The sequence below is a fragment of the Xanthomonas sp. LMG 12462 genome, assembly GCF_009192885.1.
Taxonomy (GTDB): Bacteria; Pseudomonadota; Gammaproteobacteria; order Xanthomonadales; family Xanthomonadaceae; genus Xanthomonas_A; species Xanthomonas_A sontii.
This window is the reverse complement of the sequence record NZ_NMPP01000032.1, coordinates 60,772-79,336: the sequence shown is the minus strand read 5'-3', so window position 1 is coordinate 79,336 and position 18,565 is coordinate 60,772. Positions and strand designations below refer to the sequence as shown.

18 protein-coding genes are annotated in these 18,565 nt (G+C 70.3%); 3 read left to right on the top strand and 15 right to left on the bottom strand.

All coding sequences use genetic code 11. The features are described 5' to 3' along the window. The first annotated feature begins 20 nt into the window (after positions 1–20). On the top strand, positions 21–503 hold the full coding sequence (locus CEK69_RS09510; protein WP_152182191.1) for a YajQ family cyclic di-GMP-binding protein: 483 nt from the start codon (positions 21–23) through the stop codon (positions 501–503). Positions 504–868: 365 nt separating this feature from the next. On the opposite strand, the gene salA is transcribed toward CEK69_RS09510, so the two are convergent. The 13 genes from salA to CEK69_RS09445 form a co-directional block, all read right to left on the bottom strand. Then, positions 869–2,155: a salicylate 1-monooxygenase gene (salA, locus tag CEK69_RS09505; protein ID WP_152245236.1), complete on the bottom strand. Its 1,287-nt coding sequence runs from the start codon at positions 2,153–2,155 to the stop codon at positions 869–871. A 22-nt stretch (positions 2,156–2,177) separates the two neighbouring features. Beyond that, positions 2,178–2,897, bottom strand: a complete 720-nt coding sequence (locus CEK69_RS09500; protein ID WP_152245235.1) for an alpha/beta hydrolase — start codon at positions 2,895–2,897, stop codon at positions 2,178–2,180. Positions 2,898–2,916: 19 nt separating this feature from the next. Next, positions 2,917–4,110: an outer membrane protein transport protein gene (locus CEK69_RS09495; protein ID WP_152245233.1), complete on the bottom strand. Its 1,194-nt coding sequence runs from the start codon at positions 4,108–4,110 to the stop codon at positions 2,917–2,919. Positions 4,111–4,969: 859 nt separating this feature from the next. Continuing rightward, entirely contained in the window at positions 4,970–6,097 is a 1,128-nt protein-coding gene (locus CEK69_RS09490; RefSeq protein WP_152245231.1) for an NAD(P)-dependent alcohol dehydrogenase, read from the bottom strand. Positions 6,098–6,115: 18 nt separating this feature from the next. Beyond that, entirely contained in the window at positions 6,116–7,579 is a 1,464-nt protein-coding gene (locus CEK69_RS09485; RefSeq protein ID WP_148828001.1) for a benzaldehyde dehydrogenase, read from the bottom strand. A 32-nt stretch (positions 7,580–7,611) separates the two neighbouring features. Beyond that, the gene (locus CEK69_RS09480) at positions 7,612–8,574 is read right to left on the bottom strand and encodes an alpha/beta hydrolase (protein ID WP_017908782.1); all 963 of its coding nucleotides are present in this window, start codon (positions 8,572–8,574) and stop codon (positions 7,612–7,614) included. Between the two features lie 109 nt (positions 8,575–8,683). Next, positions 8,684–9,457: a 1,6-dihydroxycyclohexa-2,4-diene-1-carboxylate dehydrogenase gene (locus tag CEK69_RS09475; RefSeq protein ID WP_017908781.1), complete on the bottom strand. Its 774-nt coding sequence runs from the start codon at positions 9,455–9,457 to the stop codon at positions 8,684–8,686. Then, on the bottom strand, positions 9,454–10,485 hold the full coding sequence (gene benC / locus CEK69_RS09470) for a benzoate 1,2-dioxygenase electron transfer component BenC (RefSeq protein WP_043093402.1): 1,032 nt from the start codon (positions 10,483–10,485) through the stop codon (positions 9,454–9,456). Before benC ends, CEK69_RS09475 begins: the two co-directional genes overlap by 4 nt. Before the next feature lie 26 nt (positions 10,486–10,511). Continuing rightward, on the bottom strand, positions 10,512–11,000 hold the full coding sequence (gene benB / locus CEK69_RS09465) for a benzoate 1,2-dioxygenase small subunit (RefSeq protein ID WP_017908779.1): 489 nt from the start codon (positions 10,998–11,000) through the stop codon (positions 10,512–10,514). Next, entirely contained in the window at positions 10,997–12,352 is a 1,356-nt protein-coding gene (locus tag CEK69_RS09460; protein ID WP_017913083.1) for a Rieske 2Fe-2S domain-containing protein, read from the bottom strand. The genes benB and CEK69_RS09460 overlap by 4 nt, the downstream gene beginning before the upstream one ends. A 105-nt stretch (positions 12,353–12,457) precedes the next feature. Next, positions 12,458–13,396 carry a catechol 1,2-dioxygenase gene (gene catA / locus CEK69_RS09455; RefSeq protein ID WP_017914954.1) on the bottom strand — a complete coding sequence of 313 codons (939 nt, stop codon included), beginning with the start codon at positions 13,394–13,396 and terminating at the stop codon, positions 12,458–12,460. A gap of 80 nt (positions 13,397–13,476) precedes the next feature. Further along, positions 13,477–13,767, bottom strand: coding sequence for a muconolactone Delta-isomerase (gene catC / locus CEK69_RS09450; protein WP_043095268.1), 291 nt, complete (start codon positions 13,765–13,767; stop codon positions 13,477–13,479). A gap of 2 nt (positions 13,768–13,769) precedes the next feature. Further along, positions 13,770–14,939 (bottom strand): muconate/chloromuconate family cycloisomerase, encoded by a 1,170-nt coding sequence (locus CEK69_RS09445; RefSeq protein ID WP_152238509.1) that lies wholly within the window; start codon positions 14,937–14,939, stop codon positions 13,770–13,772. Between the two features lie 161 nt (positions 14,940–15,100). Between CEK69_RS09445 and CEK69_RS09440 the strand changes: the two genes are divergently transcribed. Together CEK69_RS09440 and CEK69_RS09435 are read left to right on the top strand one after the other, a co-directional pair. Beyond that, complete coding sequence (locus CEK69_RS09440) at positions 15,101–16,030, top strand: LysR family transcriptional regulator (protein ID WP_017908774.1); 930 nt, start codon at positions 15,101–15,103, stop codon at positions 16,028–16,030. A gap of 89 nt (positions 16,031–16,119) precedes the next feature. Beyond that, complete coding sequence (locus CEK69_RS09435) at positions 16,120–16,689, top strand: DUF1415 domain-containing protein (protein ID WP_152245229.1); 570 nt, start codon at positions 16,120–16,122, stop codon at positions 16,687–16,689. 82 nt (positions 16,690–16,771) lie between these two features. Here the strand turns inward: CEK69_RS09435 and CEK69_RS09430 are convergent, their stop codons facing one another. Both CEK69_RS09430 and CEK69_RS09425 read right to left on the bottom strand, forming a co-directional pair. Further along, positions 16,772–17,479 (bottom strand): pseudouridine synthase, encoded by a 708-nt coding sequence (locus tag CEK69_RS09430; RefSeq protein WP_152245227.1) that lies wholly within the window; start codon positions 17,477–17,479, stop codon positions 16,772–16,774. Next, a complete protein-coding gene (locus tag CEK69_RS09425; RefSeq protein ID WP_152245225.1) occupies positions 17,476–18,546 on the bottom strand; it encodes a methyltransferase in 1,071 nt (356 codons plus the stop codon). The genes CEK69_RS09430 and CEK69_RS09425 overlap by 4 nt, the downstream gene beginning before the upstream one ends. Positions 18,547–18,565 lie beyond the last annotated feature (19 nt).

The following is an 18,565-nucleotide window of genomic DNA, read 5'->3' as shown; positions in this document are numbered from 1 at the left end:
TCTTTGCCGAGGACTTGCCCATGCCTTCCTTCGATATCGTGTCCGAAGTCGACAAGCACGAACTGACCAATGCCGTCGACCAGGCCAACCGCGAGCTGTCGACGCGCTTCGACTTCAAGGGCGTCGACGCCAAGTTCGAGCTGGACGACCAGGTCATCGCCCAGTCCGCGCCCAGCGATTTCCAGGTCAAGCAGATGACCGACATCCTGCGCGCGCGCCTGCTGGCCCGCGGCATCGACGTCCGTTGCCTGGAGTTCGGCGACGTGGAGACCAACCTCGCCGGCGCGCGGCAGAAGATCACCGTCAAGCAGGGCATCGAGCAGAAGCTGGGCAAGAAGATCGTGGCCACGCTCAAGGAAGCCAAGCTCAAGGTGGAAGCGCAGATCAATGGCGACAAGCTGCGGGTCAGCGGCAAGAAGCGCGACGACCTGCAGGACGCGATCGCGCTGCTGAAGAAGAGCGATTTCGAGCTGCCGCTGCAGTTCGACAATTTCCGCGACTGAAGCCGCCGCGCAAACGCCTCGCGCGTCATCGCCATGCCGGTGCGAGGGCGCAGGACGACCACCGCGTGGCGATGGTCGTTCTGCAGTCGACCGCGCGATATCGTCGCCACGATGCGTGAGTGCACACGGCTGCGCATCGCCTCGCCTTGCAGGGCGGCACGGCAGACAGGCGATACGCCCATGTCGCGACCTGCGCATGCCGTCCGGCCTGCGCAAGCAGGCATGCCGGCATGACCAAGCGAGCGCATCCCGGCCATTGCAGCCCATGCGAAAGCGACGCACTCCGCATCGGAACGAGACGACACCACGCAACGGCACTCCCGCCTCCGCGCCGGGACGCGGACGCCTAGCGCCGCAATTTCTTGCTAGGCACCCGCGGTGACGCCCGCGGCCAGCATTCTCCGCCCCTGCGCCACTTCGGCTTCCAGGTCGTGCGCCCAGATCCAGTCGAAGCGCTGCGCCAGCGTCTGCGCCAGCCGCGTATCGTCGGCGCCGGCCTGCGGATCGCGCAGTTCGTACAGCTCGCCGGCCTCGCGCGAGGTGCGCTGCACGCGGCAGGCGCGCGGCAGGCGCAGGCGCTCGTAGACCTGCAGCAGGGCCGGCAGATCGCCGCGCGTCAGGCCAGGCGTGGCCAGCAGTTGCGCCAGCAGATAGGCATCCTCCAGGCCCTGCCCGGCGCCGGCGCCCTGGTGCGGCAGCATCGCGTGCGCGGCATCGCCGATCAGCGCCAGCCGCCCATGCACATAGCCGGGCAGCTCGGCCAGATCGTGCAGCGCCCAGTGCGTGGGCGTGTCGATGCACTCCAGCAGCGTACGCGCCGCCTCGCCCCAGTGCGCGAACGCCTCCAGCATCTCGCGGCGGCTGGCCTCGCGTACCCAGGCCTGGCCAGCGCGCCATTGCGGCGCCGGCTCGCTGCGGTCGGAGACGAAGGCGACCACGTTGATCAGCCTTCCCTGCTTCACCGGGAAGGTCAGGATGTGCGCGTCCAGGCCCAGCAACATCTGCGGCACGTCGACCAGGTGCGCGTCCACGCCGCGGGCGGCGAAAGCGGCACGCAGCCGCGCGGCGTCGATCAGGCCGCGATAGGCGCAGGTGCCGGTGAAACGCGGTTCGGCCGGTGCATGGCCGAGCGCACGCAGCACTTCGCCGCGCATGGCGGACTTGATGCCGTCGGCGGCGATCAGCACGTCGCCTTCGTACTGGCTGCCGTCGGCGAAGCGCACGCGCGCCACGTCGGTGTCCTGCTCCACGGCGACTGCGCGTTTGCCGAACCTGGCCAGCCCGAACGGCAGGCGGGTGGCCAACGCATCGAGGAAGTCGGCGCGGTGCACCGACGACTGGCCGACGCCGGGCGCCAGGGTCTGGCCCAGCAGCCGCGCGTCCTCGCCGCGGCGCCATTCGAACCAGACGTCCTGCCATGGGGCGGGGGTGCGGTCGGCGAGTTCGGCATAGGGCTCGCCCATGCCCAGGCCGGCCAGCGCGCGTACCGCATTGGGGCCGAACGAGACGCCGGCGCCGATTTCGCCGAAGGCCGGCGCCGATTCGAACAGTTGCACGTCGAGATGGCGGTGCCGGCACAGGCCCAAGGCCAGACCGACGCCGGCGATGCCGCCGCCGACGATGCCGATGCGCAGGGGGGATGCAGGATTCATCTGGAGTCTCCGGTGGGGAATGTCAGTCGCGGCCAGCCAGCAGGATTTTCTCGGCCAGCAGCGCAGGCGCGCTGAAACACACTTCGTGGCTGCCCGGCAGGCTGACCAGACGGTAGCCGCCCAGGCGCGAGCTCAGCCGCGGATGCCAGCCGTACTCGCCCGGCGGCAATGCCACATCGTCGATGGCATAGAGCCAGCTGCGCGGGATCTGCAGCTCGTGGAAACGCTTGAGCGGTACCGCGTCGAAATGGCTGCGCGCGGGGGTCGGACTCAACTGCGCGTACGCCTGCTGCGCCTGCGCCAGGTCGGCGTCGCCGATGAAGCCGTCGCGCCAGATCGGGAACGGCAGCATGATCCCGCCATCGGCATCGACCGCGTTCTTCCACAACGCCTGGTAGTGCGGCGGCAGCAGGTCGAACAGCGCCTCGCCGTCGCGCAGCACGAAGGCGTTGTGGAACACCAGCCGCCTGCAGCGCTCCGGCTCCTCTTCGGCCAGGCGCTGGACGATGCTGCCGCCCCAGCTGTGGCCGAGCACGACCAGATCGCGCAGGTCGTGGCGGCGCACGTAGTCCACCACCGAAGCCACGCAGTCGGCATGCGAGACGCGTTTGTCGGCGCCGGGGCCATGCCCGGCGATGGTCGGCGCGTGTACCTGCACGCCGCGCGCGCGCAGATGCTCGGCGACCCCGTCCCAGGCGTGGCCGTCGTGCCAGGAACCGTGCAGCAACAGATAGGTTTGCATTGGTGCGTCTCCGTGGGGCTCAGCGGAAGGACCAGCCGAGGCCGAGGTTGAGGTAGGTGAGATCGCGCGTGCCGGCCTGCACGCCGCCGCTGGCGACCGAGCCGCCCGGCGCATGGGTCACGCTGCCGGTCAGCGACAGCTGCGGCGACAGGCGCCAGGTCGCGCCCAGCGCGTAGTGGCTGTACTGCGCCAGCGGCGCCAGCACGGCCAACTGCGCCTGGCTGTCGGGGATCAGGCGGCTGCCGCGGGAATAGCCGGCCCGCAGCGACCAGGCATCGTTGAGGCGGTAGTCGGCCCCCAGGCGGAACACGCGCTGGCTACGCCAGCCGAAGCCCGGACCGTTCGGATCGCCGAACGCGCCGCCCTCATCGACGCGATTGCCGTAGGAGCGCTCGCCGGCCCAGTCGATCCACAGCCAGTCGGCCGCCACGGTCAGCGCATCGCTGGCCTGCCAGGCCAGACCGACACCGGCCTGCTGCGGCATGTTCAGACGGCCTTCCGGCAGCAGCGCACGGTAGCGCTGCATCTGGCCGAAGCGGATGCGGCTGGACCAGGTGACGCCGGCGCTCAGGCGCGGCGCGAGCTGGCCGTACCAGCCCACGGCGACACCGTACCCGTAGGCCGCATCGGCCCCGGCCGACTGGAAGCCGACCCCCTCCAGGCCGGCGACGTGCAAGCGCTGGTAGGCCAGCCGCGGCGAGATGCCCAGGTACTGGTGCTCGCCCACGCGCCAGGCCAGGGTCGGCGCGAACACCACCTGCTGCAGCTTGGACAGGGTGTTGTGGCTGCCATACACCGGAGCGCCGTAGTCCAGCGCGACGCCGTGGCCGAACACCGACACCCCCAGGCTCAGGTCGTCGTTGAGTTGATGGTTGTAGCCGGCGGTGGGCACCGGAACCAGCGCATCGTCGCCGTAGCGGTTGGGGCCGACCTGCGCGCGCACCGGCGCCGCGATCAAGGTGAGGTCGGCGTCCATGCGGTCGCCGACCGCGCCCATGCCGGCCGGGTTGTTGGCGGACGCCGCCGCGTCCAGCGGCAACGCGATCGAGGTGCCGGCCAGGCCCTGGGTCTGCGCGCCGTAGCCGGGCAAGGCGACGCCGTTGTTGGCGGCGGCACCACCCGAAACCGCCGCCACGGTCCACAGCAGCGTGGTCCAGCGTGGCGTGCCCTGTCGTTGCGCCCTGCGGCGCATTGGATGTGCGAACTGCTGCATGATCGAGCCCTCCCTCCGAGCCGATGCGTGGGTGCGGCCGCCGACCGGCGGCACGCGGGGTCCGCACTGCCGTCGTGACGACCGGCAGCGCGGGATGTTGGAAACGGCACTCATCCTTTGTGCACGCGTCGGCCGACACGGCGACGCGGTACGACGCGAACGCAAGACCGTGCGCGCGACCGGTACGGACGCTCGCGACGATCGAAGCAGGAGACGACTGACCTCGGCGATGCATCCATGCGTCCGACACTGCCCCGCATCACACCAGGCGTCCAAGACCATGTCAGTCTCGTTTCATACCCTGCTGGTATGTTCATCGCGCGATGCGCGCTAGCACTGGATCTTCCGCGATGCAACATGCGCGTTCGATGGCGTGCATGCCGACGCAGCGGCAGCGTCGTCGCAGGCGCACGCCCGCATCGCTTGCGCAAACGCCAACGCCTGGACGCGCACGCACACGCGCTCTGCGCCGCCTCGGCAAGCTTGCGCATGCCAGTGTCTGCATGCCACTGGACACCGCGCGCGCCGCAGCGCACAGACAGCCAGGCACGCGCAGCGCAGCGGCGCGCGGCGCTACACGGCACGGGCTTCATCGGGCGGCGGTGCGGTCCGGCAACGCAAGGAGGGCAACGCAGACACCGCTCGGGCGCTGCACTGCGGCGCAGCCTGGCACGCGCGCCGGCCTCCCGCGTCTCGGCCGAGGCAGGCAGGATGCCGGCGAACGCGCACGGCGAGGGCGCGATCAAAAAAAACGGCACCGGCATCGCCCACGGCAGCGTGTGGCGACGTCGGTGCCGAGGCAGGCGCGACGCCTGCTGCGGGGACACGCGCGACGGCAGCGCCGTCGCCAGCGCAAGGCTCAGCTGGCCATGCGCAGGATCGGCTTGAGGGTGATGCCGCTGCTGCTGTCGGCGGCGGCCTGGTTGATGTCGCTCAACGGATAGAACTTCACCAGCTTGTCGAACGGGAAGCGGCCCTGCTGGTACAGCGTCACCAGTTGCGGAATGAACACCTGCGGCACGCTGTCGCCCTCGACAATGCCGCGGATGCTGCGTCCGCCCAGCAGCAGGTTGTTGACGTCGAACTCGGCCTTGGTGCCGAGCTTGGGCGCGCCCACCACGCCGATCGTGCCCAGGCTGGCCAACGCTTCGATGCCCGCCTCCAGCAACTGCGGACGCCCGGTGGATTCGAGCGCGAAGTCGGCGCCGCCGCCGGTGATCGCGCGCACCGCTTCCACCAGATCGCCTTCGCGGTTGTCGATCACGTGCGTGGCGCCCAGTTCCTTGGCCAGCGCCAGCCGCGACGGCACCACGTCCACGGCGATGATGCAGGCGGCGCCGGCCACGTGCGCGGCCATCACCGCGCTGAGTCCGACCGCACCGGCGCCGATCGCCACGAAGCTGCTGCCAGGACGCACCTTCAGCGCATTGATCACCGCGCCGGCTCCGGTCTGGATGCCGCAGCCCAGCGGGCCGAGCAGTTCCAGCGGCGCCTCGCGCGACACCCTGATCGCATTGTTCTCGCGCGCCAGCGCATAGGTGGCGAACGAGGACTGGGCGAAGAAGTGGTCGTGCAGCGGCTGCCCGTGCAGATCCTCGATGGCGGTATGGCCATGCGCGTCGGCACCGCCGAAGTTGCGCGGGAAGAACTCCTGGCAATACGCGGCATGCCCGCCATCGCAGGGATTGCAGTGGCCGCAGGCGCCATAGGTGAGCACCACGTGGTCGCCGACCTGCAGGCTCTTGACGTTGGGACCCAGCGCTTCGACCACGCCGGCGCCCTCATGGCCGAGCACCGCCGGCAGCGGCACCGGGTAGTACTGATCGCGCACGATCAGGTCGGTGTGGCACAGGCCGGTGGCCACCACCCGCACCAGCACCTCGTCGTCCTGCGGCGCGCGGATGCGCGCCTGCTCGATGGTGAAGGGCTGTTGCGGCGCGTGCGCGACCGCCACGGTGATCTCGCGTTTATCGGTTGCTGCGTTCATCGCACTGTCTCCTGGGGTTCAAAGCGGATAGGCGGGCGCTGCGCCCTTGACGGTCAACCACTGCCACTGGGTGAACTCTTCCAGGTTCGCCGGGCCGCCGATGCTGCTGCCGTTGCCGGAGGCGCCGACGCCGCCGAACGGATTGACCACCTCGTCGTTGACGGTCTGGTCGTTGATGTGCAGCAGGCCGGTGCGCAACTGCTCGCCCAGCGCCATTGCGCGGCCGACGTCGGCCGACAGCACCGCCATCGACAGCCCGTACTCGGTGTCGTTGGCCAGGGCGACGGCCTCGGCATCGGTGTCGAACGGCACCACCACCGCCACCGGAGCGAAGATCTCCTCGCGGAAGGCCGGGTTGTCGGGGGTGACGTCGCTGAGCACGGTGGGCTCGAAGAACAGGTCGCGGTAGCCGCCGCCGGCGGCGACGGTGGCACCGGCCTCGCGCGCGGCCGCGACCAGGCGCGCGGCGTGATCGCGCTGGGTCGCATCGATCAACGGGCCGAGCGCGACCTCGCCGCTGGCCGGGTCGCCGACGCTCAGGCTCCTGGCCTTGGCCGCCAGCCGCTCGACGAACTGCGGGTAGAGTGCGCGCTGCACCAGCACGCGGCCGGCGGACATGCAGATCTGGCCCTGGTGCAGATACGCGCCCCAGGCGGTGTTGGCGATCGCCAGATCCAGGTCGGCATCGTCGAGCACGATCAGCGAGTTCTTGCCGCCCAGTTCCAGCGACACCTTCTTCAGATGACGGCTGGCCGCCTCGCCGACCTTGCGCCCGGCCGCGGTGGAACCGGTGAACTGGATCATCGCCACGTGCGGATCGGCGGTCAGTGCGGCGCCGGCGCCGCCATCGCCGGGCAGCACGTGCAGCACGCCGGCCGGCAGGCCGGCCAGTTCGAACAGCCGCGCGATGACCGCGCCGCCGCAGATCGCGGTGCGCGGATCGGGCTTGAGCACCACCGCGTTGCCCAGCGCCAGCGCCGGCGCCACCGCGCGCATGGCCAGGTACAGCGGGAAATTGAACGGCGCGATGACGCCGACCACGCCCAGCGGACGGCGCCGCGCCAGACTCAGGCGCCCCGCCGCGGAGGGCAGCACCTCGCCGGCGCTGCGCGACGGCAGCGCCGCCGCTTCGTGCAGGGCGGTGGCGCACAGGGCCGCTTCGAAGCCGGCCTTGCCTTGGGTGGAACCGCTCTCGCGCACCAGCCAATCGGCGATCTCCTGCTGGAACCGCTCGGCCAGTTGCGCGGCCTGGCGCAGTACCTGCGCGCGTTGCGCATACGGCGCCGCGGCCCAGCCGCGTTGCGCCTGCGCAGCGGCGGCGGCCGAGACCGCGACCTGCGCCGGGCCAGCCAGGCCGACGCGGCCGAGCTGCTCTCCGCTGGCCGGCGCGATCGCCTCCGCGCTCTCGGTGGCGGCCTGCCACTGACCGGTGAAAAGCGCTCCGTGCCAAAAATCGTGCTGCAGCAAAAGCGTATCGTTCATGCGGGTGTTCTCCTGGGAATCGGGGTTGCCGGTCATGCCAGTCGCGCGCTCAGGAAGGCGGCGGCATGTTCGATGGCGCGCACGGCGGCCGGCAGCACGCCGGCCATTTCGACGAAGCCGTGCACCATGCCCGGCAGTTCGACGTACTCCACCGCCACCCCGGCCGTGCGCAGGGCATCGGCGTAGTGGCGGCCGTCGTCGCGCAGCACGTCGCAGGCGGCGGTGTAGATCAAGGCCGGTGGCAGTCCGCGCAGATCGGCCGCGCGCAGCGGCGACAGCCGGCTGTCGCTGGGGTCGTACTCGGCCACGAACGGCGCCGACATCGCCTGCATCACCGCCAGCGTCAGCGGCGGCACATGCGCGTTCTCGTGGCGCGCCGCAAAGTCCTGCGATGCCGGCGACAGATCCGTACTCGGATAGAACAGCGCCTGCGCGCGCAGCGCCACCGCACTGCCGCGCAACTGCTGACAGGCCACCGCCGCCAGACTGCCGCCGGCGCTGTCGCCGGCCACGGCCAGGCGGCCGGCATCCAGGCCCAGCTCGCCGGCGTGCGCCGCCAGCCAGGCGATCGCCGCGACCACGTCCTGCGGGCCGGCCGGGGCCGGATGTTCCGGCGCCAGCCGGTAGTCCACCGCCACCACCGCGCACGCGGCCGCCTGCGCCAGGCGCCGGCAGACCGGATCGTGGGTGTCCAGATCGCCGGCACTCCAGCCGCCGCCGTGCAGATAGACGATGGCCGCGGTGGCCTGCGGCGCGCTGACCGGCCGATACAGGCGCAGCGGGATCGGACCGGCCGGCCCCGTGGCGGTCAGCGCACGGACCTCGGCCACCGGCAACGGCGTGCCGCCGAGCAGCGCGCCGATCTGACCGTAGGCCTGGCGCAGCTGCGGGATCGGCAGGGTCTCCAGCGGGGGCGCGCCGCTGGCGGCCATGCCTTGCAACACCGCCAGCACGTCCGGCGCCAGCCGCGAAGGGTCGAAGAGAGGGGACTGCATGGCGTTCGCTCCAGGAAAGGACAGAGGTGAGGACACGGGGGTCAGTGGGCGCCGCCGGTGCGTGGCGACAGGCCGCGGCGACGCGCGCACGGCGGGCCGGGCGGGTGGATCATCCCTGGTCGCCGCCGCCCACCGGCAGCACCGTCCCGGTGATGTAGGAAGCCTCGTCCGAGGCCAGGAACAGGATCGCCGCGGCCTGCTCGTCGAGCGTGCCGTAGCGTTTCATCAGGCTCGATTCCACGGTCTGCGCGACGATCTGCTGATACCAGGCCTGCGCCTGCGCGCTCTGCGCATCGGCATTGCGCGGCACCCGCCGCGGCGGCGCCTCGGTACCGCCCGGGGCGACCGCGTTGACGCGGATGCCATGCGCGGCGTGCTCGAACGCCAGGCACGCGGTCAGCGCGTTGACCCCGCCCTTGGCCGCGCCGTACGGCACGCGATGGATGCTGCGGGTGGCGATGGAGGAGACGTTGACGATCGCCCCACCGCCCTGCGCGATCATGTACGGCAGCGCCGCGCGGCATCCCCACAGCGCCGGGAACAACGAGCGCCGCACCTCGGCCTCGATCTGCGCCGGGGTGTATTCCTGGTACGGCTGCGCCCAGATGGTGCCGCCGACGTTGTTCACCAGCACGTCGATGCGGCCCATCTGCGCCTGCGCGAACTGCATCGCCCGCGCGTTCTCCTCGTAGTGTTCCAGGTCGGCCACCAGCGTGGCGACTTCGGCCGGCGCCAGTGCCTGGGACAGTTCGGCGACATGGGCGGCGCGGTCCACCAGCACCAGCCGTGCGCCCTCGGCGGCGGCACGCTCGGCCACGCGCAGGCCGATGCCCTGCGCCGCGCCGGTGACCACCACCACCTTGCCGGCGAAACGCGCGCTCATGCGGCCCGTTCCTGCACCGGCGCCACGGCGCTGGGGGTGAACTTCTCGTAGTGGAAGGCGGCCGGAACCAGCCCGATGCCGGAAAAATGCGTGCGCACCGCTTCGACCATCGGCGGCGGTCCGCACAGGTACACGTCCACGTCGCCGCCGTGCAGGGCGTGCGCAGGCAGGTGCTCGGTGACGTAGCCGGTGCGCGGATGCGCCGCCGCCGGATCGACCACGCAGGTATCGAACGTGAACCAGTCGGCCTGCTCGGCCAGCGCCTGCAGGCGCTCCAGCAGCACCAGGTCGGCGCCGCGGGTCACGCCGTACATCAGATGCACCGGATGCGCGCAGCCGCTGGCCTGCAATTGCGCCAGCATCGACAGGAACGGCGCCAGGCCGGTGCCGCCGGCCAGCAACAGCAGCGGCCGGGTGATCTCGCGCAGGTAGAAGCTGCCCAGCGGGCCGTTGAGGTCCAGGACCTGTCCCGGCGTGGCCGCGTCCAGGTAGGCGCTCATCAGGCCGCCGGGGACGCGCCGGATCAGGAAGGTCAGCGTGGACGCACCCGGCGCGGAACTGAAGGAATACGCGCGCAACTGGCCGCTGCCGGGCACGGCGATGTTGACGTACTGGCCGGGCAGGAAGGCCGGCGCCGGGCCGATCGTCTCCAGGGTCAGTTCCAGCGCGGCGTCGGCATGCGCGACCACCGCCGCCACCGTGGCCTGGAAGTGCACGCTCCCGGTCTTGCAGGCGAGCGAGGTCGCCGGCACCGCCACGGCGCAGTCTGACTGCGGCCGCATCTGGCAGGTCAGGACCATGCCGGCGGCGGCTTCATCGGCGCTGAGCGCGTCCTCGATGTAGTCCTCGCCCAGATCGTAGCGCCCACGTTCGGCGCGGCACTTGCAGGTGCCGCACACGCCGTCGGCGCAATCCATCGGCAGGTTGATGCGCTGGCGGAAGGCGGCGTCGAGCACCGTCTCGCCGTCGTTGCAGTCGATGAAGCGGGTGATGCCGTCTTCGAAATTCAGCGCGATGCGATAGGACATGGCGGTTGCTCGCAGGTGCGTGCCGATCAGACGTGGTAGACGTCGACGACCTGGCGGATGTAATCGTTCTTCAGCACGATGGTCTTGCGCGCGATGCGCAGCGCGTCGTCCTGCCGGCGCAGGGTCAGCGTCACCGTGCCGAAGAATTGGTCGGTGACCTTGTAGCGATGGCTGAGCGTGTGGAAATTGTGCCGCACCTCGATGTCCTGCCCGTGCTCGGACAGCACCTCGATGTTGCTCAGGTTGTGGCTGGTGCGCGGCTCCGGCGTGGAGGCGCCGGAGCGCTCGGTCTTGATGCGGAACACGCGGTCCTCCAGCCCGGAGCGATCGGCGTAGTAGATCAGCGAGATCTGCGACTGCGGATCGTCGGTGAGGCGGTCGTCGTCGTCCCAGGCCGGCATCCAGTACACCGCGTCCTCGGCGTACAGGGTCAGCCACTCGTCCCACTGGCGGTCGTCGAGCAGGCGCGCCTCGCGGTACAGGAAGGCGCAGATGGTCTGGTAGTCGGTGCTCATGCCGTACCCTCGCGTTCGCGTGCGATCGCCTCGCGCATCGCCTCCGCCCAGTACGCGTGCTGGCGCACGAACAGGCCTTCGTCCTCGCTGCGCTCGCCCGACAGCAGCGGCGCCAGTCCCATCCGCCGCGCATTCTCGTCGGGGCCGTCGATCCACAACGGCGCGCCGCGGCTGAGATCGTTCCACGGCGCCGCGCCGGCGGCGTAGCCGGCCTGGCACGCGCGGAACTCCTCCAGGTCGTCGGCGGTGCCCATCCCCGAGACGTTGAAGAAATCCTCGTACTGGCGGATGCGCAGCGCACGGTCGCGCGCGCTTTCGCCCTTGGGCGCGAAGCAGAAGATGCTGACCTCGGTCTTGTCCACGTCCAGCGGCCTGACCACGCGGATCTGCGTGGAGAACTGGTCCATCAGGAACAGGTTCGGATACAGACACAGGTTGCGCGTCTGCTCGACGATGAACGCGGCGCGGTCGGCGCCCAGGCGCTGCGCCAGTTCCTCGCGCTGCGCGTACACCGGGCGCACTTCCGGGTTCATGGTCTTGGTCCACAGCAGGATGTGGCCGTTCTCGAAGCCGTACACGCCGGCGACGCTCTTGCTCCAGCTGCCGGCATCGACCGCCGGGGTGCCTTCCTGCTTGCGCCGGCTCATGGTGGCGGCGTAATTCCAGTGCACGGTGCTGACGTGGTAGCCGTCGCAGCCGTTCTCCATCTGCAGCTTCCAGTTGCCGTCGTAGACATAGGACGAGTTGCCGCGCAGCACTTCCAGCCCCTGCGGCGCCTGATCGACGATCTGGTCGATGATGATCCGGGTCTGCCCCAGGAACTCGTGCAGTGGCGCCACGTCCTCGCGCAGGCTGCCGAACAGGAAGCCGCGGTAGCTCTCGAAGCGCGGCACGCGCTTGAGATCGTGGCTGCCGTCCTGGCCGAACTGCGGCGGGTACTGGGTGGTCTTCTCGTCCTTGACCTTGAGCAGCTTGCCGGTATTGGAGAAGGTCCAGCCATGGAACGGACAGGTGAAGCTGCCCTTGTTGCCGTGCTTGCGCCGGCACAGCATCGCGCCGCGATGCGCGCAGGCGTTGATGACCGCGTGCAGTTCGCCGTGCTTGTCGCGGGTGATCACCACCGGCTGACGGCCGATGTAGGTGCTGTAGTAGTCGTTCGGCGCGGGGATCTGGCTCTCGTGCGCCAGATAGATCCAGTTGCCCTCGAACAGATGCTTCATTTCCAGTTCGAACAGATCGGCGCTGGTGAAGATCTCGCGACGGCAGCGGAACTGTCCCGCGGCGGGATCGTCCTGCACGGCATTGGCGAGCAGGGTGTCGAGCGCGGCCGCAGGGGCGATGACGGCAGACATGGGGGTGTCTCCTGTGAGAATGGCGGCGGCCTGCGTTGGCAACCGCAGGCCGCGGCAATGACCGGCACGGGGCGACGCGCAGCGTGCCCCGTGACGCGGCGGAAACTAGGCGGCGACGCGGCGGCGCAGCGGATTGGCCTGGTTGTCCACGCCTTCCACCAGTGCGGTGAGGCGGAAATCGAACTGGATCTCGGCAAACGGGCCGCTCAGGCCGTTGGCCTGGATGCTGGCCTCGTCGCTGCGTTCCACCAGATCCGGCACCAGGCCATCGCGGGTGGCGTAGGCGAAGTCGTCGTTGACCAGCGGGTCGCCGGCGATGTTGATCTGCGTGGTCAGCTTGCGGTGGCCGTCGGCGCCGACGAAGAAGTGGATGTGCGCCGGACGCTGGCCATGGCGGCCGAGCGCGAACAGCAGGCGTTCGGTCGGGCTGCCCGGCGGCACGCCGTAGCCCTTGGGCACGATGCTCTGGAAACGGTACTGGCCGTTGTCGTCGGCGACGATGGTGCGGCGCATGTTGAACGGCGCCTGCTTGCCGGTGGGATCGAAGTGCGAATAGAAACCGCGCGTGTCGCAGTGCCACACCTCCACCGTGGCGCCGGGCAGCGGGCGGCCGTCGGCGGCGTACACGGTGCCGTGCATGATCAGCGGATGGCCGTTTTCGTCGCTGCCGTCGTCGAGCCGGGCGAAGCCGTGCGCCACCGGCGCGCCGGCCACGTACAGCGGTCCTTCGATGGTCCGCGGCGTCGGATTGTCGATGCCCAGTTGCGCGTCGATGGCGTCCAGGCGCAGATCCAGGAAGTGGTCCAGGCCCAGCCCGGGCGAGATCAGCCCGGCCTGCCCTGCCGCGCCCAGGTCGTTGAGCCAGGCGATCGCGCTCCAGTACTCGTCGGGCGTGACATCCAGATCGTCGATGGCCTTGAACAGGTCCGACAGCACGCGATGCACGATCCGTTTCACACGCGCGTCGCCGGCCGTCTGCTCCAGGCCGCTGACCGTGCGCAGGAACGCCTGCACCTCCGGGGTCTCGAAAATCTTGACGCTCATCGTCTGGTTCCTTCTCTGCTCATGGTTGCGTTGGCTGCCTTGAGACGTTCCCCTCCCGAGGAAGCGCCCGTGGTGCGGGACTAGCGATCGTCCTCGTACAGCGACGAGGGATGGCGGCACAGCGGGGTGACCGCGATGCGCATGTAGGGAAACAACGGCAGCGACAGCAGCAGCGCGTGCAGTTCGGCGTTGTCGGCCACGTCGAAGATGCTGACGTTGGCGTACTGCCCGACCACCCGCCAGATATGGCGCCACTGGCCGCTGCGCTGCAGCTGCTGGAAACGCGCCTTTTCGTCGCGCTTGAGCTGCTCGGCACGCTCGGGCGGCATGTCGCCGGGCAGGTTCACTTCCATGCTCACGTGAAACAACATGTTCATTCCTCCACGCCGGTAGCCACCGGCATCACGATGCGGCGGCGATCGCGGCGCAGCGCGTCCACCCGTGCCTCGTCCAGGGCGATGCCCAGGCCTGGTCCGCACGGCAAGTGCAGTTGGAAATCCTCGTAGCGCAGCGGCTCGGCGAGGATCTCCTCGGTCAGCAACAAGGGACCGAACAGCTCGGTGCCCCATTGCAGGTTGGCGAAGGTGGCGAAGGCATGGGCCGAAGCGATGGTGCCGATCGCCCCTTCCAGCATCGTCCCGCCGTACAGGCCGATGCCGGCGGCATCGGCGATGGCCGCGACCTTCTGCGCGGCGTACAGGCCGCCGGACTGCTCGATCTTCACGGCGAACACGTCGGCCGCGCCGCGTCGCGCCGCCTCGAAGGCGCTTTCCGGGCCGCTCAGCATCTCGTCGGCCATCAACGCGATCGGGAAGCGGCGCATCAGCCGCCGCATCGCCGCCAGCGACGCCACCGGCTGTTCGACCAGTTCGCAGCCGGCGTCGGCCAGCGCCGGCAGCGCGCGCACCGCCTCGGTCTCGCTCCAGGCCATGTTGACGTCCACCCGCACCGCGCCGCGCGCCCCCAACGCGCGCTTGATCGCCGCCACGTGGGCCACGTCCTCGGCGACGCTGCGCGTGCCGATCTTCAGCTTGAACACGTTGTGCCGGCGCTCGGCGAGCATGCGTTCGGCCTCGGCGATGTCGCGTTCGGTGTCGCCGGAGGCCAGCGTCCACGCCACCGGCAGGCGATCGCGCAGGCGCCCGCCCAGCAGCTCGGACACCGGCAGGCCGAGCCGCTGGCCGTGGGCGTCGAGCAGCGCGGTCTCGATCGCGCACTTGGCGAAATGGTTGCCCTTGACCAGGCCGCCGATCCGCTGCATCAGCGCCTGCACCGCGCAGGCATCGGCCCCGACCAGCAGCGGCGCGATGTAGCGGTCGATCGTCAACTGCATGCCTTCCGGGCTCTCCGCGCCGTAGGCCAGACCGGCGATCGTGGTGCCCTCGCCCAGCCCGACCACGCCGTCGCTGCAATGCAGGCGCACCAGCATCAGGGTCTGCCCGCGCATCGTCGCCATCGACAGGCGATGCGGGCGGATCGTGGGCAGGTCGAGCAGCAGCGTCTCGACGCGTTCGACGGTGGCGGTGGTGGGGTGCGGTGACATGGCGCCGATTCTTGGCCCGGCACGGCACTGCCGTCCAAGACTGAATGCAGCACCATTTCATACCCTGAAGATATAGTATGACGGGAAACCTAGACGTTCATGATTTGCTGCAGCACAGCATACTTTGAATGTCATGTAACTTTCCGCCACAGCGAGCGTCTATGGATCTGCGTCAACTCCGCTACTTCGTGGCCGTCGCCCGCGAACGCAACTTCACCCGTGCCGCAGAAATCCTGCATATCGCGCAACCGCCGCTGAGCCGGCAGATCCAGCAGATCGAACAGCAACTGGGCGTGCCGCTGCTGGTGCGGCGCAGCCGCCCGCTGCGTCTCACCGACGCCGGACGGCTGTTCTACGAGGAAGCGCTGCAGGTGCTGGGCCGGGTCGAGCAGATGACCGAGGCCGCGCGCCGGCTCGGCCGCAGCGAGCGCCGCGTGGCCTCGATCGGCTTCGTCGCCTCCACCCTGTACGGCGGTCTGCCCACGGTGGTGCGGCGCCTGCGCCAGGCGCGACCGGACCTGGAAGTGCGCCTGGTCGAGCTGATGTCCAGCCAGCAGGTGGAAGCGCTGAAGGAAGGCCGCATCGACCTGGGCTTCGGCCGCGTGCGCAGCAGCGACCAGCATGTCGAACGCCTGGTCCTGCGCGAGGAGCGCCTGGTCGCGGCGATCCCGATGGAACACCCGCTGGCCGCGGAGGACGCGCCGCTGCCGCCGGCGGCGCTGGCCGGGCAACGGCTGCTGCTCTATCCCAGCCATCCGCGCCCCAGCTTCGCCGATCAGGTGCTGTCGCTGCTGCAGGATCACGGCGCGCATCCCAGCGAACTGCAGGAGGTGCGCGAGCTGCAGACCGCGCTGGGCCTGGTCGCGGCCGAGAGCGGGATCTGCCTGATCCCGGCCTCGGCGCGGTCGATGCGCAGCGACCTGCATTACCGCCTGATCGACGACGAACACGCCACCTCGCCGATCATCATGAGTTATCGCCGCAACGACGACTCCGGCCTGGTGGAACTGACCAAGCAACTGATCCGCGAGATGTATGCCGAGCATCCGCCGTGGCTGGACGTGTCCTACAACCGCTGGAACGCACCGTAACCCCGGCCACCGGCGCCTATCCGGCATACACTGGCCGCCGCGCGCGGCCCCGTGCCCACGCGCGCCGCCCCTTCGCCGCCGCCGACGCCATGCCTCCCACCTCGCTTGCCCCCGCCTCCGACGACCCGATCGCCCTGACCCGCCGATGGCTGGAGCGCGCGGTGATCGGGCTGAACCTGTGTCCGTTCGCCAAGGCGGTGTACGTCAAGCAGCAGGTGCGTTTCGTGCTCAGCGATGCGAGTACGCCCGAGGCACTGCTCGAACAGCTGGCCGAGGAACTGGTGCTGCTGCGCGACACCCCGGCCGAGCAGATCGACACCACGTTGATCGTGCATCCGGACGTGCTGCAGGACTTCCTCGACTACAACGACTTCCTCGACAACGCCGACGCCGCGGTCGAAGCGCTGGACCTGCAGGGCGTGCTGCAGGTGGCCAGTTTCCATCCGCAGTACCAGTTCGCCGGCACCGCACCGGACGACATCGGCAACTACACCAACCGCGCGCCCTACCCGACCCTGCACCTGCTGCGCGAGGACAGCGTGGAACGCGCAGTGGCCGCCTTCCCGGACGCGGACGTGATCGTCGAGCGCAATCTGCAGACCCTGGAGACGCTGGAGCTGGAGGGCTGGAAGCGGGCGGTCGGGGAGCGGGATTCGTGATTTGGGATTCGGGATTCGTAGAAGCGGGATTTGCGACGGGGCGTGGCGCCACGCGCTTTTGCCAATCCCCAAGCCCGACTCCCTAATCCCGGCCCTCGAACAGCACCGCCACGTCCGCCGCCTCCAGCACCCGCCACTGCCCCGAGGGCAGATCGTCCAGGCCGAAGCCGCCGATGCGGCTGCGGTGCAGCGCGGCCACGTGGTTGCCGACGGCGGCGAACATGCGCCGCACCTGGTGGTAGCGGCCTTCGTGCAGGGCCACGCGCACCTGCCGCGGCCCCAGCGTCTCCAGTTGCACCGGCAGCAGCGGCGTGGTCTCGCCGTCGAGCATCAGCGTGCCGCTGGCGAACTGCGCGGCCTCGTCGCCGCGCAGATCCTCGGCCAGGGTGGCCTCGTAGACCTTGGCCAGCCGCGCCTTGGGCGAGACGATGCGATGCAGCAGCGCACCGTCGTCGGTCATCAGCAGCAGGCCGCTGGTGTCGCGGTCCAGCCGCCCCACCGTGGACAGCAGCGGCGAGCGCAGGCGGAAGCGCGGCGGCAGCAGGTCGTAGACGATGCGTCCCGGATCCTTGGTCGAGCAGGTGTAGCCGACCGGCTTGTGCAGCGCCAGGATCAGCCCGGGCGGCGGGTCCAGCGGCTCGCCGTCGACGCGGATCGTGGCGTGCGGCACTTGGTCGTCGGCGTACAGCACCTCGCCCTCGGCGTCGGTGATGCGGCCCTCGCGGAACATCAGCGCCACCTGCTTGCGGCTGCCGTAGCCCAGGTTGGCCAGGTGCTTGACCAGTTTCATCGGCGCGCTCCGGCACGGCTGCGCACCGCGTGGATCAGCTTGAAGCCGTCGCGGGTGGCGAGCACCTCGGTCTCCCCGAAGCTGGCGTCGAGCACCGCCTCGTAGGGCAGATGCCGGTTGGCGACCAGGAACAGCCGCCCGCCGGGCGCCAGCGCCTGCGCCGCCACCGCGATGAAGCGCCGGCCGATGTCCGGCCGCTCCATCCGCCCCGGCGCATGGAACGGCGGATTGCTGACGATGACGTCGTACTGCCCCGGCAGTCCGGTGGTCACGTCGTGCCAGTGGAAGCCCAGCGTCGGGCCGGCCGGTGCCTGCGCCAGATTCGCGCGCGCCAGCGCCAGCGCGCGCGCGTCAGCCTCGAACAGGTCCAGCGCGGTCAGTTGCGGGCAGCGCGCCAGCAGTTCGGCCGACAGGTAGCCGTAGCCGGCCCCGAGATCGGCGGCACGGCCGCGCAGATCGGCGGGCAGGTGCTCGGCCAGCAGCGCCGAGGCCGGGTCGATGCGATCCCAGGCGAACACGCCCGGGCGGCTGCGGAAGCGACCGTCGAGAATCGGCCGCACCGCATCCAGCGTCGCCCAGCGCTGCTGCAGCGCGGCGTCGTGGCCGCCCTGCAGCGGCGCGGTCCAGTACACCCGGCAGTGGTGCTTGGTCAGCTTGCCGCCGAGGCCGGCCAATTGCTGCAAGTCGTCCTCGCCGGAGCGCGCCCCCTCGTTGTTGGCCTGGCAGGCCACCACCATGCCGCCCGGCGCGGCCAGCGCCACGGCGCGCGCCAGCAGCGCCCGCGCTTCCTCGCGCTGGCGCGGCGGCAGCACCAGCACCAGCGCGTAGCCGCCGGCGTCGGCGGCGCCGTCCTGCTCGGCGCGTGCCGTCCAGCCGCCCTGCTGCAGCGCGCTGGCGAACGGCCGGTAGTCCTGCTCGCAGACCAGTTGCGGCGACTGCGCGTGCTGACGCAGCGCCCAGCCGTCGCGGGCGCGCAGGAACAGCACCTTGCCGGCAGGCCAGCGCAGCACGCCCTGGGCGAACGGCAGGAACAGGGTGTCGAGGGGGGCGTCTTGCGCAGCCGGCATCGGGCGTGAGTCATCGGAA

Bases quoted from the DNA above. Each gene is read 5' to 3' on its own strand.
- CEK69_RS09440 (WP_017908774.1), top strand. From the start codon at position 15,101: ATGGATCTGCGTCAACTCCGCTACTTCGTGGCCGTCGCCCGCGAACGC.
- CEK69_RS09460 (WP_017913083.1), bottom strand. From the start codon at position 12,352: ATGTCTGCCGTCATCGCCCCTGCGGCCGCGCTCGACACCCTGCTCGCC.
- benB (WP_017908779.1), bottom strand. From the start codon at position 11,000: ATGAGCACCGACTACCAGACCATCTGCGCCTTCCTGTACCGCGAGGCG.
- CEK69_RS09480 (WP_017908782.1), bottom strand. From the start codon at position 8,574: ATGCAGTCCCCTCTCTTCGACCCTTCGCGGCTGGCGCCGGACGTGCTG.
- catC (WP_043095268.1), bottom strand. From the start codon at position 13,767: ATGTTGTTTCACGTGAGCATGGAAGTGAACCTGCCCGGCGACATGCCG.
- CEK69_RS09435 (WP_152245229.1), top strand. From the start codon at position 16,120: ATGCCTCCCACCTCGCTTGCCCCCGCCTCCGACGACCCGATCGCCCTG.
- CEK69_RS09445 (WP_152238509.1), bottom strand. From the start codon at position 14,939: ATGTCACCGCACCCCACCACCGCCACCGTCGAACGCGTCGAGACGCTG.
- salA (WP_152245236.1), bottom strand. From the start codon at position 2,155: ATGAATCCTGCATCCCCCCTGCGCATCGGCATCGTCGGCGGCGGCATC.
- CEK69_RS09475 (WP_017908781.1), bottom strand. From the start codon at position 9,457: ATGAGCGCGCGTTTCGCCGGCAAGGTGGTGGTGGTCACCGGCGCGGCG.
- CEK69_RS09510 (WP_152182191.1), top strand. From the start codon at position 21: ATGCCTTCCTTCGATATCGTGTCCGAAGTCGACAAGCACGAACTGACC.
- catA (WP_017914954.1), bottom strand. From the start codon at position 13,396: ATGAGCGTCAAGATTTTCGAGACCCCGGAGGTGCAGGCGTTCCTGCGC.
- CEK69_RS09500 (WP_152245235.1), bottom strand. From the start codon at position 2,897: ATGCAAACCTATCTGTTGCTGCACGGTTCCTGGCACGACGGCCACGCC.
- CEK69_RS09495 (WP_152245233.1), bottom strand. From the start codon at position 4,110: ATGCAGCAGTTCGCACATCCAATGCGCCGCAGGGCGCAACGACAGGGC.
- CEK69_RS09425 (WP_152245225.1), bottom strand. From the start codon at position 18,546: ATGCCGGCTGCGCAAGACGCCCCCCTCGACACCCTGTTCCTGCCGTTC.
- CEK69_RS09490 (WP_152245231.1), bottom strand. From the start codon at position 6,097: ATGAACGCAGCAACCGATAAACGCGAGATCACCGTGGCGGTCGCGCAC.
- benC (WP_043093402.1), bottom strand. From the start codon at position 10,485: ATGTCCTATCGCATCGCGCTGAATTTCGAAGACGGCATCACCCGCTTC.
- CEK69_RS09485 (WP_148828001.1), bottom strand. From the start codon at position 7,579: ATGAACGATACGCTTTTGCTGCAGCACGATTTTTGGCACGGAGCGCTT.
- CEK69_RS09430 (WP_152245227.1), bottom strand. From the start codon at position 17,479: ATGAAACTGGTCAAGCACCTGGCCAACCTGGGCTACGGCAGCCGCAAG.